This window comes from Serratia sp. NCCP-200 (assembly GCF_059697885.1).
Map to the genome: position 1 here is coordinate 656,582 of NZ_BAAKUJ010000003.1, position 13,728 is coordinate 670,309.

Sequence of the window (13,728 nt, forward strand, 5' to 3'; positions counted from 1 at the left end):
TATCAGGTACAGGAACTGGTTTGTGGCGAACGTAGGAGTTGGCCGGTGGCACGGTTCGATCCCCTCTCCCTGTGGGAGAGGGTTAGGGTGAGGGGCAATTACAGCACCGGACCATCCGCATCCACAGGTATTTATTAGGTATCAACCGTTTTATTTTTTAAGGAGTTACCATCATGACAGGTTATTTTTCTTACGATGCGGACTGGCTGGAGCAACATCATGCGCTGCATACCGCCCGTGAGATTTGGCAGCAACCGGACCTTTGGGCGGCCTTGCACCAGCAGTTGGTCGCCCAACAGGAGCAATGCTCCGCTTTCCTGACGCCTCTGCTGCAAAACCCGCGCCTGCAGATTGTGCTGTGCGGTGCTGGCAGTTCAGCCTTTGCCGGCCGGGCCTTGGCCCCATGGCTGAGAGAAAAAACCGGCCGGGATGTTGCGGCCTATGGCACCACCGATATCGTCGCCAATCCGCAGCAGTTTCTCGACCCATCACGCCCGACGCTGCTGGTCTCTTTCGCCCGTTCCGGCAACAGTCCGGAAAGCGTCGCCTCGGTAGCGCTGGCAGATCAACTGCTCCCCCAATGCTATCACCTGATGCTGGTGTGCAACCCAGATAGCCAGTTGGCTAACTATGCCCACGGCCGTAAAAACGTCTGTGCCCTGGTGATGCCACAGGGTTCAAATGACCAGAGCTTTGCCATGACCTCCAGCTTCAGCTGCATGATGCTGAGCACCGCGCTGCTGTTAGGCCCTTATTCCCTGAACGCCGCCCAGCAACCGCTGGCGCAGATGATCGAGCGCTGTAGAGAACTGCGTGAAACGCTGCAATCCCAAGTAAAAACCCTGGCCAGCAGCGGCTTTAGCCGTTACATCGTGCTCGGCAGTAGCTGTTTCACCGGCCTGGCGGAGGAAGCCTCGCTGAAAATGTTGGAACTGACCGCCGGGCAGATCGTCACCCGTTATGACTCGCCGCTAGGCCTGCGTCACGGCCCTAAATTTATGGTCGATCCACAGACGTTGGTACTGCTGATGCTCTCCAGCAACCGCTATACCGAGCGTTATGAGCAGGATCTGTGGGACGAACTCCAGCGTGACGGTTTGGCCAAGCAAATGGTTGGCCTGGGTAACTCGCCAACGGAGAAAACGGGCCAGTCCGATTTGCATCATGCCGACGACGATATCTGGCTGTTGTTCCCTTACCTCCTCTTCGCCCAAATGCTGGCGTTTGAAACCTCGCTGGCGCGCGGTCTGACGCCGGATAACCCTTGCCCAACCGGGGAAGTCAACCGCGTGGTAAAAGGCGTGACCATTTATCCCTACTCTGCTACCGAGCTGTGAGGAGCCGTTATGTACCTGATATCCAACCGTGAAATGCTGTTGAAAGCACAAAGGCTGGGCTATGCCGTGCCAGCGTTCAACGTACACAATCTTGAAACGGTGCAGGTAGTGGCAGAAACCGCCGCTGAACTGCAATCCCCGGTGATCATGGCCGGGACCCCGGGCACCTTTAGCTATGCGGGTACCGACTATCTGGTGGGAATTTGCCGCTCGGCAGCCCAGCGCCATGACCTGCCGCTGGCGTTGCATCTAGACCATCACGAAGAACTCGAAGATATCGCCACCAAGGTCAGAGCCGGGATCCGCTCGGTGATGATCGATGGCTCGCACCTGCCTTTTGAGCAGAACATCGCGCTGGTTGCGCAGGCCGTCGCGTTATGCCATCGCTATGGGGCTAGCGTAGAAGCGGAGCTGGGCCGCCTGGGTGGCCAGGAAGACGATCTGATTGTCGATGCCGCAGACGGTTTTTATACCGACCCAAAAGCCGCCCGCGAGTTTGTCGCGGCTACCGGCATCGACTCCCTAGCCGTCGCCATCGGTTCGGCTCATGGGCTGTACCACGGGGAGCCCAAGCTGGATTTTGACCGTCTGGCGCTGATCCGCGAACAGTTGGAGATCCCGTTGGTGCTGCACGGTGCCTCCGGTATCCCGGAAGCGATGGTCAAGCGAGCCATCTCGCTGGGGGTGTGTAAGGTCAACGTGGCAACCGAACTCAAAATCGCGTTTGCCGATGCGGTGAAGAGCTATTTTTCGCAACATCCCGAAGCCAACGATCCGCGCAAATACATCGTTCCGGGTAAATTGGCGATGAAAGAAGTGGTAGCAGAAAAGATCCGTATCTGTGGCAGCGCAGGGATGCTGTAACTCCAAAGCGTTAGATTAAGGGCCGCAGAATAACGATGAATATGCGGCCTTAACATTAATATCGCTATTTAAAGTCACACCTGTTATTATAAGCAGCATCAAAAGTAATAATCCTCACATCGCCACCTGAATTCCCCCCACTATGATCTAAATCATGGTTTTACTGCCTGACCATCCCTACTATTAAATTCAATTAACGAACGATTGCTGTTATTATTATTTACTCAATACATTATAGTCACGTTGGAAATTAAATCACCAGACAATGGAAGTTTGTTTTTTAGACAATAATCGACTTTTTTGTTAATGGATGGTTTTACTTTATGCTAATAGGAATAGCTTATGAAATCTATTATTACGGCTTTGGCCATGCTGGCAGCATTACCCCTTTCAGCTCATTCAAAACAAGAGGTTAGCCACAACGCCATCTCAGGGAGCATCCAGTTTTCCGGCAAAATCAGCGCCCCAACCTGCGAGATTTCGCGCAATGATGGTCAATACATATCCAGTTGCTATCGTGAAACCGCCTTCAACACCAATGAATTTATCCAAATGCCATTGGATAATATGGGTTCGGAATTAATGGGAAAACCCATTCGTGAATCAGTGTTTAATGACCCTTCTCTACAACGAATTACGTTAATTTACAATTAATCCTAATCGACGGAATTATGTCATACAATTAGTCATCGAAAATGACTTTGTGTTTTTACTAACATTTTGGCGTTTCACCTCTCGGGGTATACCTACTTGGGTGTACCCTGTTTTTCCCTATAGCCCCCGCCCCATCAGCATGTCCGAAATCCGCCATCACATCCGGCTCTTTCATGTAATAATCGCCCTATCAAACGCAAGGAGTGAACAACATGCTGACCTTTTTTATTGATCGTATGCCGACGCCGGTCGGTGAACTGGTGTTGATCGGCGATGAGCAAGGACGGATGCGCGCGCTGGACTGGACCGATCACGAGGCACGCCTGATGAAGCTGCTCAACAGCCATTATCGAGCCTCTCCCTTCGTGATACAGGAGCAAGCCAACCCCGGCGGCCTGACGGAAGTGATGCAGCGCTATTTTGCTGGCGAGTTGGCAGTCATCGACACTGTGCCGGTGATGACTGCGGGCACCGAGTTCCAACGCACCGTTTGGCAGCAACTCCGGCAAATTCCCTGTGGGGAGATCATCACCTACGGGGAATTGGCCAAGCGCATTGGCAGGCCAACCGCATCACGCGCAGTTGGCATGGCTAACGGCACTAACCCAATCAGTATCGTAGTGCCCTGCCACCGAGTGATCGGCTCTCAGGGAGCGCTGACCGGTTACGCCGGAGGGGTCCAGCGCAAACAATGGCTGCTGAAACATGAAGGTTTCCTGCCCCAGGATCTGATTTAATCGGCCAGCAGCGCCAACGCGCTTTCCTCATCCGTCACCAGGCCGTTGATCCAGCGGCCTAGTAAGGCCGCACGAATGGCCTGATGTTTTTCCGCACCACCTGCCAGAGCAATCACCGGTTTTTCCGGCCGTTGGTGCAGATTAACGCTGGTTAGCCGCCGATCGAGTTCGCTGGCCACCCGCTGGCCCTGCGGATCGATAAAATGGCCCAGCATTTCTGCCACCGCGTTAGATTCGCAAAGACGATCGACATCTTCTGCGGTGATAAATCCATCCTTGTGCAGTGGGCAGTGGTATTCGATAGTGCCAATGCCAATAAAGGTCACATCGGCCTGGCTGGCCTTGTCGTTCACTGTGCGGTAAATGCGGTGGTTGCACCACAGGGCGCGATCCTGTTCGCTATCGGCAAACAGCGGTGCGGGCAGGATAAAGTAGCGGCCCTGGGTTTTCTCTGCCATCCACAGCGGTACGTCATAACGGGTACAGGAGCCATCAGCCGCGATCGCCCCGATCAGCGAGACGCAGCTATGCTGCGGCCGCTCCAATTCCGGCAGCTCATCGATCGCCGCCTTCAGGCTGCGGCCTGAACCCACCCCAATGTTCAGTGGCTGTTCACTGCGCAAAAATTGTGCCATCACTTCAGCCCCTGCTACCGCCACCGCGCGGTTGATGCCTGCACTCTCCATTCCCTGACTTGGCACCACCTGACACAGCGTTAAGCCATAGCGATCGCTAAGGCGGGCCGATAATTCCATACAGCGCCCAACCGGGTGGGAAATATTGACGCTGATCAGACCGCTGTCGATCGCCAATGCCACCAACCGCTGTGCAACCTGGCGCGATACGCCCAACGCTTCAGCAATTTCATTCTGAGTCTGTCCGGCCACGTAATACATCCAGGCGGCACGTGCCGCCTGATCCAGCTTCTTATCGTGTTTGACCATGTTGTTTCACCTGCTTCCCCTGATGGCGCCATTTTACCGGCATTCCACCTGCCCGCAGAGGCCGATTTACACATTTGTGAGCTAAAGCCCATTTAAAGGGCAAAAGTTTATTTAATCTATCGCCATCAATGGAGCAAATGCCCAACAAAAGGGCTAATGCCCTAAAATAACCTTTAGTGGAGAACGTTATGAGCAAACCAGTGAACTCTTCCCAGGCCATTTGGCTGCATATTGGTGCCGGATCTTTCCATCGTGCTCATCAGGCCTGGTATCTACATCGCCTGATTGCAGCGGGCGATAGCCGCTGGTCGATTGCGCTTGCCAACATTCGCGATGACGCCACGCCGTTACTGGATACGCTGGCTGAGCAACAAGGCCAATACGTGCTGGAAACCGTCACCCCACAGGGCGTTCGCCAGTACGAAACCATTACCTCCATCAGCAAGGTCATTCCCTGGGATAACGAACTGGCCGCTTTGACAGCGCAAGGGGCCAAACCAGAAACCCGCGTCATTTCCTTCACCGTCACCGAAGGTGGCTATTATCTGGATAACCAGTTCAACCTGGATCATGCTAACGCCGATATTCAGGCCGATCTGCTGGGTGCCTGCCGCACCATTTACGGCACCATGGCACAACTGCTGGCACGCAGAAAACAGCTTAATGGTGACCCTGTCACGTTATTGAACTGCGATAACCTGCGCCATAACGGTGAACGCTTCCGTCACGGCCTGATGCAGTTCCTGCAACTGCGTAAAGAACCAGAGCTGATCGCCTGGATCGATAGCCACACCCGCTGCCCCAACACCATGGTTGACCGCATCACACCGCGGCCAGCGCCGGAAGTTGCCGAGCGCGTTGCCGAAGCCACTGGCTTTCAGGACCGTGCGCCAGTAATGGGGGAAGCCTTTATCCAATGGGTGATCGAAGATGATTTCATCAACGGGCGGCCAGCGTTGGAGAACGTCGGCGTCGAAATGGTTGAATCCGTGCTGCCCTATGAAGAAGCCAAGATCCGCATCCTCAACGCCAGCCATAGCTGCATTGCCTGGGCCGGTACGCTGATTGGCCAAAGCTTTATTCATGAAAGCACCGGCACCCCAGCCATCCACCAGTTGGCTTATGATTATGTAACCCAGGACGTGATCCCTTCCCTGACGCCGAGCCCGCTCGACTTGGCCGCCTACCGTGACGTGGTTCTGGAACGCTTTAGCAACCCCTATATTCGCGATACCAACCAGCGCGTCGCCGCCGACGGTTTTTCCAAAATCCCCGGTTTCATTACCCCAACGCTGCAAGAGTGTTATCAGCGCGGCCAGGAACCGAAAGCCACAGCCATGCTGCCTGCCCTGTTCTTTGTCTTTATGCAGCGCTGGCACCAAGGCCAACTGCCTTATGAATATCAGGACGGTATTCTGGACGCCGCCGCAGTCCATCAGATGTTCGCAGCGGCCGATCCGGTGGCGGTATTTGCCTCAGATGAGAAATTGTTCAGCACCTTGGCTCACAGCGGTGCCTTTAGCCAACTGCTGCGCCAATCCATCGATCGGGTTAATCACTGGCTGGCGCAATAAAGGGAGCGAACCATGTATCTAGGACTCGATTTAGGCACCTCAGAAATCAAAGCCGTGGTGATTGATGACAACGGCACCCTGATCGCCAGCGCCGGTGAGCCGCTGGAAGTACAGCGTCCGCATCCTCACTGGGCAGAGCAGGACCCGGCCGATTGGTGGCGAGCAACGCAGGCGGTAGTGAGCCGTTTGCGCGCCAAAATTCCGCAACAGTGGCCGCAGATCCGCTCGCTGGGGCTTTCCGGTCAGATGCACGGAGCGGTGCTGCTCAACCGTGATAATCAGGTTTTGCGCCCGGCGATTTTATGGAATGACACTCGCAGCGCCGAACAATGCAAGCAGTTGACGCAGAACGCACCGGAGTTGCATGACATTGCCGGTAACCTGGCGATGCCGGGATTCACCGCGCCCAAACTGTTGTGGGTTGCCAGGCATGAACCAGAAATCTTCTCGCAAATATCCACCGTGCTGCTACCCAAGGATTTTCTGCGCTGGATGATGAGTGGCGACAAGGTTTCGGATATGTCGGACGCGGCCGGCACGCTGTGGCTCGACGTGGGCAAGCGGGACTGGTCAGACTCCTTGCTCGCTGCCTGTGGCCTCAACCGCGATCAGATGCCGCGTCTGGTAGAAGGCAGCGAAGTCTCCGGCCAGTTGAAAGGCGATATTGCCCGCTCCTGGGGCCTTGCTGACAATATTATCATTGCCGGTGGCGGTGGAGATAACGCAGCCAGCGCGGTGGGCATTGGCGCGGTTAATCCAGGCGATGCGTTTATCTCGCTGGGGACCTCCGGCGTGCTGTTCGCCGTGAACGATCGCTTCCGCCCCAATCCACAATCCGCCGTCCATGCGTTTTGCCATGCCTTGCCTGAGCGCTGGCATCAGATGAGCGTGATGCTTACTGCCGCCAGTGCCCTGCGCTGGTTCTGCCAACTGGTGGGCAGCAATGAACCCACGCTGTTGGCCGAAATTGCCCAGATGAACCTGGCGGAACAGCGCCTGGCCCCGGTATTTTTGCCCTACCTGTCCGGTGAACGGACGCCGCACAACGATCCGCTGGCGACCGGCGCGTTCCACGGTCTGACACACAGCCATCAGCGTGCATCAATGGGCTATGCGGTGCTGGAAGGCGTGGCATTCGGTATGGCGGACGGCCTGGACGTTCTTTCGCAAGCCGGAACCCGGCTGGAACAATGTTCACTGATTGGCGGTGGCGCTCGCAGCGAACATTGGGCGCAACTGATGGCCGACGTGCTCGATCTGCCGGTGGTCACCCATCTTGGCGGTGAAGCCGGTGGCGCTTTGGGCGCGGCGCGGTTGGGATGGCTGGCAGCAGGTGGAACGGTGGAGCAGGTTTGCCACAAACCCGCCATCGATCGGCGCTTCCTGCCGGACGGCGAACGCCAACCTCTGCTCGCGGAACGTCTGGCCACCTATCGTCAGCTCTACCAACAACAATTGGCCCTGCGCCGGGCATGATCCCGGCGCGGTAAAAAATAATAAGACTGTACCCTTACACCTATCCTGGAGTTTGTTATGCCACAAACACATAAACACTGGTTCGGCCTACCGATGAACCTGTTCTGGGGCTACATCGCCATTGCCATTTTCATGAGCGGCGACGGCTTTGAGATGGCCTTTCTGTCTAAACACATCACCGATATGGGGTTCACACCGGCACAATCGGCGCTGGTGTTTACCGTGTATGGTCTGGCAGCGGCGCTGGCGGCCTGGAGCTCCGGCGTGGTGGCCGAAATCATCACGCCACAAAAAGCCATGCGCATCGGCTTTATCCTGTGGCTGGTGATGCACGTGCTGTTTATGCTGCTGGGACTGGGGATGCGTAACTACCCGCTGATGTTGCTGTTTTACGGCATTCGTGGCCTGGCCTATCCGCTGTTTATCTATTCGTTTGTGATGTTGGTGGTGCAGAACGTCCCTAAACAGCAGCTCTCTTCCGCGATGGGCTGGTTCTGGGCGATGTACTCGATCGGCATCGGCTGTGTCGGCAGCTATCTGCCCAGCTTTACCATTCCGTTGATGGGCGAAACCGGCACTCTGTGGTTTGCCATTGTCTGGGTGGCTGCCGGTGGCTTGATGGCGATGTTCCTGCTGCGCAACGTGGGTGAAGCCAGCCCCAAGGCCGACCTTTCACCGCAGGAGAAACTCAAAGAGCTTTCCCGCGCGGTGACTATCCTGTTCACCAACCGCAATATCTTCCTCTCCTGCCTGATCCGCATCATCAACACGCTGTCGTTGTTTGGCTTTGCGGTGATTATGCCGATGCTGTACGTAGGCCGGCTGGGCTTTAGCATGTCCGAGTGGCTGCAAATTTGGGCGGTGTTCTTCTTTGTCACCATCTTCACCAACATTATGTGGGGCATTCTGGGGGAGAAAATCGGTTGGCTGCGCCAGGTGCGCTGGTTTGGCTGCATCGGTTGCGCCATCTCCAGCCTGGCGTTTTACTACCTGCCGGTGCATTTTGGCCATAACTTCTGGATCGCGCTGGTGCCCGCAGTGATGCTTGGGATCACCGTTGCGGCCTTCGTCCCTATGACAGCAGTGTTCCCGGTACTGGAACCCAACCACAAAGGTGCAGCTATATCGATCTATAACCTTTCCGCTGGCCTGAGCAACTTCGCGGCCCCGGCCATCGCTTCTATAGTGCTGCCCTTCTTTGATATCGAAGGCGTAGTGTGGGTGTATACCGGTTTGTATCTGGTGGCAGCGGTGTTGACGCTGATCGTCAAAGTCGACCAGCCAGGACATAACAACGTCCCGCGCTATGTTCCGGCTAATGATGCTTTGGCTAAAAATAGCGCCTGATTTTAAAGCTGGGCGCAGCATGCTGCGCCCGTTCGCTCCTGCACAGTACCGTCATCACTGGCGGGCTCATTCACCGCACAGATTTGTGTAGAAATATTTATTCATTATCCTACGTTACCATCACGGATGAAAGCTATCTGCCCATCTATATCCCTACAATCGATAAGACTAATCGCAAAAAGCCGATGATAATGCGAGATTTATTCGTTTTTCATATGGTTTTAGTCAATATCAGCCAGCCTTTTCCGAAGTCAATAAATCACTAAACATCAGTATGCTACGGAATGATGAGCAATAGACCTGTTTAAAAATCACACAAAATGTCGCCATTGTTGTTCTTGCTGTACTTATCACCTGCCGCAAAAGATGTTAAAATTGACTCATATCAATTATTGCGTGAGCTTAATCTATGATCCCGGAAAAACGCGTGATTCGTCGTATCCAGTCTGGTGGTTGTGCGATCCATTGCCAAGACTGTAGCATCAGCCAATTGTGTATTCCTTTTACGCTGAATACGCATGAGCTGGACCAACTCGACAACATCATCGAGAGGAAAAAGCCGATCCAGAAAGGCCAAACGCTGTTTAAAGCCGGTGACGAACTGAAATCACTGTACGCCATCCGCTCCGGGACCATCAAAAGCTACACCATCACCGAACAGGGTGACGAACAAATTACCGGCTTCCACCTGGCGGGCGATCTGGTGGGCTTTGACGCCATCGGTGGCCTGAAGCACCCAAGCTTCGCTCAGGCGCTGGAAACCTCCATGGTCTGTGAAATCCCGTTTGAAACGCTGGACGATCTCTCGGGCAAAATGCCTAATCTGCGCCAGCAAATCATGCGTTTGATGAGCGGTGAGATCAAAGGCGACCAGGATATGATCCTACTGCTGTCAAAGAAGAACGCCGAAGAGCGCCTGGCCGCTTTCGTCTATAACCTGTCGCACCGCTTTGCCGAACGTGGCTTCTCACCGCGTGAGTTCCGTTTGACCATGACCCGTGGCGATATCGGCAACTATCTGGGCCTGACGGTGGAAACCATCAGCCGCCTGTTGGGGCGTTTCCAGAAAAGCGAAATCCTCAGCGTGAAAGGCAAATACATCACCATCGAAAACGCAGACGCCCTGTCACAACTGGCGGGTGCCGCACGCATCAACGTCTCCGTAAGCGCCTGATCCCCTACTGGGCCAATAATTCGCTGAAATTGTTGGCCCAGCCCCCCTCTGCCGCTGTTCTGTTTTTCAATGTTGGGTTACTCTGTATGTGAACAGACTGTTGATCTACAGCTGTAAGGAGGCCCTATGGCGAAGTATCAGAATCTACTGGTGGCTATTGACCCCAATCAGGACGATCAACCGGCGCTGCGCCGGGCAGTTTACCTGATCAAGCGGAACGGCGGGCGGATTAAGGCCTTCCTTCCTATCTATGATTTCTCTTACGAAATGACCACCCTGCTTTCCCCTGACGAAAGAACGGCGATGCGGCAAGGGGTGATTAGCCAACGGGCGGCGTGGATTAAAGAGCAATGCCGCTTCTATCTTGAAGACGGTGTCCCCATTGAAATCAAAGTGGTGTGGCACAATCGTCCCTATGAGGCGATCATTCAGGAAGTGCTGAGCGGCAAGCACGATTTGCTGTTGAAAATGGCCCATCAACACGACAGGCTGGAATCAGTGATTTTCACCCCTACAGACTGGCATCTGCTGCGCAAATGCCCTTGCCCAGTGTGGATGGTGAAAGACCAACCCTGGCCTGAAGGGGGTAAAGCGCTGGTGGCGGTCAACCTCTCCAGCGAAGAGCCTTATCATGACCCACTCAATATCCGGCTGGTGCAAGAAACGCTAGAACTGGCGCAAAACGTCGATCAAACCGAAGTGCACCTGGTGGGTGCCTACCCGGTTACCCCGATCAATATCGCCATCGAACTCCCCGATTTTGACCCCAGCATCTATAACGATGCAATCCGCGGGCAGCACCTGATCGCCATGAAGGCGTTAAGGCAAAAATTCCACATCAACGAAGAGTTCACCCACGTGGAGAAAGGCCTGCCGGAGGAAGTGATCCCGGATTTGGCCGAGCATTTGCAAGCGGGTGTGGTGGTGTTAGGTAGCTTGGGCCGCACCGGTATTTCTGCCGCGTTTATCGGCAATACCGCGGAACAGGTGATCGACCATCTGAAATGTGACCTGCTGGTGCTCAAGCCGGATGACTTCGACTGCCCGATCGTGATGGATGAAGACGACGAGCACGACGATGAGGATTGATTTCGGTGCGTTATAAAACAAACAGGGCCCAATTGGGCCCTGTTTGACATTCTGGGGTAGGAAATTAAAGCTCTACCACATCGAAACGCACGTCAGGATTAACGTCTGCGTCATAATCCACTTCTTCCAGACCAAAGCCGAACAGGCGCAGGAACTCCTGCTTATAGCCGGTGTAGTCGGTCAGTTCACTCAGGTTTTCCGAAGTGATTGACGGCCACAGATCGCGGCAGGCCTGCTGCACATCATCACGCAGTTCCCAGTCATCCATACGGATACGGGCATGATCGTCCAGCGGCATCTCTTCGCCGTACAGACGGGTGTGCATCAAACGGGAAACCTGTTCCATGCAGCCTTCGTGAATGCCCTTCTCTTTCATGATCTTGAAGGCCATGGAGATATACAGCGGCATTACCGGAATGGCCGAAGAAGCCTGGGTGACCACGGACTTCAGCACGGCAACGTGAGCAGTGCCGCCCTTGGCAGCCAGATCGCCACGGATAGCGGTAGCTGCGCGATCCAAATCTTCTTTGGCGCGGCCCAGCGTACCATGCCAGTAGATTGGCCAGGTCAGGTCGGTACCGATATACGAGTAAGCAACGGACTTGGCACCTTCGGCCAGCACGCCCGCTTCTTCCAACGCCGACATCCACAGTTCCCAATCCTGACCGCCCATCACGGTGATGGTGTTCTGGATCTCTTCTTCGCTCGCCGGTTCAACCGTAGCGGTGATGATTTGGTCTTTGTTGGTGTCGATAGCGGTGGTGGTATAAACCTCACCGATTGGCTTCAGTGCGGAACGCACTACTTCGCCGGTATCTGGCATTTTACGCACCGGCGAAGCCAGTGAGTAAACCACCAAATCAATTTGGCCCAGGTCAGCTTTGATCAGCTCAATCACCTTGGCACGGCATTCGTTGGAGAAGGCATCGCCATTAACGCTTTTCGCGTACAGGCCAGCTTCTTTAGCGGCTTTATCGAAAGCGGCCGAGTTGTACCAGCCAGCGGTGGCGGTTTTGCTTTCGCTGCCCGCTTTCTCGAAGAAGACGCCAATGGTGGCGGCGTCGCTGCCAAAAGCGGTGGCAATACGGGAAGCCAGACCATAACCGGTAGATGCACCGATCACCAGCACACGTTTAGGGCCATTGGCAATCTTGCCCTGTGCCTTGGTGTAGGCAATCTGACGACGAACATTGGCTTCACAACCGACCGGATGAGTGGTGGTGCAGATAAAGCCGCGAACCTTAGGTTTGATAATCATATGGGTCTAGGATCCGTTAAAGGGATGAAATCGGGACATAAGATAACTCATTGTGTCCCTTTTTTGTGATCTGATGTGTTAGATTGCACAAATGTTGCGCAAATCTTGTTAAATTAAGCACAAATTCCGTCAGGGATCTGCCTTGTTTAGCAAAATCACTCCTGCGTCACAAACCCCAATTCCTGAGAGATGCGCCGCGTGGTCTCCAGCAGCGGTTTCATCAACGACTCTACGCCAACCTGTTGCAGCTTGGCCGTAGGCAGCGAAACCGAAACGGAATAAGGCACCCGTTGCTGAATATCGAACACCGGGGCAGCAATACAGGACACGCCCAGCTCGTTTTCTTCGCGATCCATCGCCACGCCCTGCTTGCGGATATCCGCCAACTCCTCATACATCTTCGGCAATTCGGTAATGGTATTACGCGTCAGTACCTGGATCTCCTGCTGGTGAGTTTGCCAGTAGTGATCCGGATAGTCGCTCTTGCCATAGGCCATAAAAATTTTACCCATCGCCGAACAGTACAGCGGCATATGCTGGCCGATATAGGCACGGGTACGCATCATGCCGGTGGTCGGTTCCAACTTGTAGATCAGGATCACATGATCGTCTTCCCGGCTGGAGAAGTTGACCGTTTCCCCCACTTCCAGGTTCAACTGCTCCAAATGCGGCGCAGCCACGTGGATGATGTTCAATGAGGAAAGCGCCTTTTGACCAATAGAAATAAATTTGGTGGTCAGGCGGTAACTGCCTGGGGAAGGCGCCTGCGTGACATAACCACTGGTATGCAGCCCTTGTAACAGGCGGTGCACGGTGCTTTTGTTCATCTCGGCCAGCTCGGACAGGTGCGCCAGCGGGCAACCATTAGGGAAATTACTCAGTATTTCAATCAGCTGCAAACCACGAAACAGGCTTTGGCTGCCCAGGGGTTTGTCTTTTTTGTCATCTTTTTCGTCAACAGCTTTCAGGCTCATAGCGAAGTCTCTCCATTGTTGAGCCGCCAGCCGTTGCCACGGCGTAAGAAGCGGACCTACAGGGGGAGAATGTTACTCCAAGGGCCGCATCAGGTGAAGTTGGAACGCCGTATCATTTTCAGTAGTGAGGTTAAAACCCGCAAAATTCCGGCAACCTTATAAGTGAGTTGTGCGTCACAAATTGACAAAATTAAAAATAATCCATTGTTTATTAAGGAGAATTAAAACCGTCCCGGCTTTGCTTTAGCTCGACGTTAGGCATATCATTTTTGAAATCTGATTTCGCATATTGAAATTTAA

General features: G+C 54.3%; 12 protein-coding genes. 9 read left to right on the top strand and 3 right to left on the bottom strand.

Annotated features, from left to right (window positions below):
* Positions 1 to 173 precede the first annotated feature (173 nt).
* From AC6HVW_RS13145 to ogt, 4 genes are all read left to right on the top strand, one after another.
* Positions 174 to 1,337, top strand: coding sequence for an SIS domain-containing protein (locus AC6HVW_RS13145; protein ID WP_186486410.1), 1,164 nt, complete (start codon positions 174 to 176; stop codon positions 1,335 to 1,337).
* Between the two features lie 9 nt (positions 1,338 to 1,346).
* Positions 1,347 to 2,201, top strand: a complete 855-nt coding sequence (locus AC6HVW_RS13150) for a tagatose bisphosphate family class II aldolase (RefSeq protein WP_021177889.1) — start codon at positions 1,347 to 1,349, stop codon at positions 2,199 to 2,201.
* Between the two features lie 342 nt (positions 2,202 to 2,543).
* Positions 2,544 to 2,855, top strand: coding sequence for a hypothetical protein (locus tag AC6HVW_RS13155; RefSeq protein ID WP_059200888.1), 312 nt, complete (start codon positions 2,544 to 2,546; stop codon positions 2,853 to 2,855).
* Positions 2,856 to 3,067: 212 nt separating this feature from the next.
* Positions 3,068 to 3,592 (top strand): methylated-DNA--[protein]-cysteine S-methyltransferase, encoded by a 525-nt coding sequence (gene ogt, locus AC6HVW_RS13160; protein ID WP_021806480.1) that lies wholly within the window; start codon positions 3,068 to 3,070, stop codon positions 3,590 to 3,592.
* Here the strand turns inward: ogt and AC6HVW_RS13165 are convergent.
* The gene (locus AC6HVW_RS13165) at positions 3,589 to 4,536 is read right to left on the bottom strand and encodes a sugar-binding transcriptional regulator (protein WP_497569477.1); all 948 of its coding nucleotides are present in this window, start codon (positions 4,534 to 4,536) and stop codon (positions 3,589 to 3,591) included. The genes ogt and AC6HVW_RS13165 overlap by 4 nt on opposite strands.
* 188 nt (positions 4,537 to 4,724) lie before the next feature.
* On the opposite strand from AC6HVW_RS13165, the gene dalD reads away from it, so the two are divergent.
* The 5 genes from dalD to uspE all read left to right on the top strand — a co-directional run bounded on the left by dalD (position 4,725) and on the right by uspE (position 11,196).
* The gene (dalD, locus tag AC6HVW_RS13170; protein WP_497569478.1) at positions 4,725 to 6,110 is read left to right on the top strand and encodes a D-arabinitol 4-dehydrogenase; all 1,386 of its coding nucleotides are present in this window, start codon (positions 4,725 to 4,727) and stop codon (positions 6,108 to 6,110) included.
* A 12-nt stretch (positions 6,111 to 6,122) separates the two neighbouring features.
* Entirely contained in the window at positions 6,123 to 7,586 is a 1,464-nt protein-coding gene (xylB, locus tag AC6HVW_RS13175) for a xylulokinase (protein ID WP_497569479.1), read from the top strand.
* 57 nt (positions 7,587 to 7,643) lie between these two features.
* Complete coding sequence (locus tag AC6HVW_RS13180) at positions 7,644 to 8,933, top strand: MFS transporter (protein WP_218833189.1); 1,290 nt, start codon at positions 7,644 to 7,646, stop codon at positions 8,931 to 8,933.
* Between the two features lie 409 nt (positions 8,934 to 9,342).
* Positions 9,343 to 10,107 carry a fumarate/nitrate reduction transcriptional regulator Fnr gene (fnr, locus tag AC6HVW_RS13185; protein ID WP_021177882.1) on the top strand — a complete coding sequence of 255 codons (765 nt, stop codon included), beginning with the start codon at positions 9,343 to 9,345 and terminating at the stop codon, positions 10,105 to 10,107.
* Between the two features lie 126 nt (positions 10,108 to 10,233).
* Positions 10,234 to 11,196 (top strand): universal stress protein UspE, encoded by a 963-nt coding sequence (uspE, locus tag AC6HVW_RS13190; protein WP_021806484.1) that lies wholly within the window; start codon positions 10,234 to 10,236, stop codon positions 11,194 to 11,196.
* A 64-nt stretch (positions 11,197 to 11,260) separates the two neighbouring features.
* Here uspE and fabV read toward each other — a convergent pair whose 3' ends face one another.
* Positions 11,261 to 12,454 (bottom strand): enoyl-ACP reductase FabV, encoded by a 1,194-nt coding sequence (gene fabV, locus AC6HVW_RS13195; RefSeq protein WP_021177880.1) that lies wholly within the window; start codon positions 12,452 to 12,454, stop codon positions 11,261 to 11,263.
* A 155-nt stretch (positions 12,455 to 12,609) separates the two neighbouring features.
* Positions 12,610 to 13,428, bottom strand: a complete 819-nt coding sequence (locus AC6HVW_RS13200) for an IclR family transcriptional regulator (protein ID WP_021806485.1) — start codon at positions 13,426 to 13,428, stop codon at positions 12,610 to 12,612.
* Positions 13,429 to 13,728 lie beyond the last annotated feature (300 nt).

Bases quoted from the DNA above. Each gene is read 5' to 3' on its own strand.
- AC6HVW_RS13145 (WP_186486410.1), top strand. From the start codon at position 174: ATGACAGGTTATTTTTCTTACGATGCGGACTGGCTGGAGCAACATCAT.
- AC6HVW_RS13150 (WP_021177889.1), top strand. From the start codon at position 1,347: ATGTACCTGATATCCAACCGTGAAATGCTGTTGAAAGCACAAAGGCTG.
- AC6HVW_RS13155 (WP_059200888.1), top strand. From the start codon at position 2,544: ATGAAATCTATTATTACGGCTTTGGCCATGCTGGCAGCATTACCCCTT.
- ogt (WP_021806480.1), top strand. From the start codon at position 3,068: ATGCTGACCTTTTTTATTGATCGTATGCCGACGCCGGTCGGTGAACTG.
- AC6HVW_RS13165 (WP_497569477.1), bottom strand. From the start codon at position 4,536: ATGGTCAAACACGATAAGAAGCTGGATCAGGCGGCACGTGCCGCCTGG.
- dalD (WP_497569478.1), top strand. From the start codon at position 4,725: ATGAGCAAACCAGTGAACTCTTCCCAGGCCATTTGGCTGCATATTGGT.
- xylB (WP_497569479.1), top strand. From the start codon at position 6,123: ATGTATCTAGGACTCGATTTAGGCACCTCAGAAATCAAAGCCGTGGTG.
- AC6HVW_RS13180 (WP_218833189.1), top strand. From the start codon at position 7,644: ATGCCACAAACACATAAACACTGGTTCGGCCTACCGATGAACCTGTTC.
- fnr (WP_021177882.1), top strand. From the start codon at position 9,343: ATGATCCCGGAAAAACGCGTGATTCGTCGTATCCAGTCTGGTGGTTGT.
- uspE (WP_021806484.1), top strand. From the start codon at position 10,234: ATGGCGAAGTATCAGAATCTACTGGTGGCTATTGACCCCAATCAGGAC.
- fabV (WP_021177880.1), bottom strand. From the start codon at position 12,454: ATGATTATCAAACCTAAGGTTCGCGGCTTTATCTGCACCACCACTCAT.
- AC6HVW_RS13200 (WP_021806485.1), bottom strand. From the start codon at position 13,428: ATGAGCCTGAAAGCTGTTGACGAAAAAGATGACAAAAAAGACAAACCC.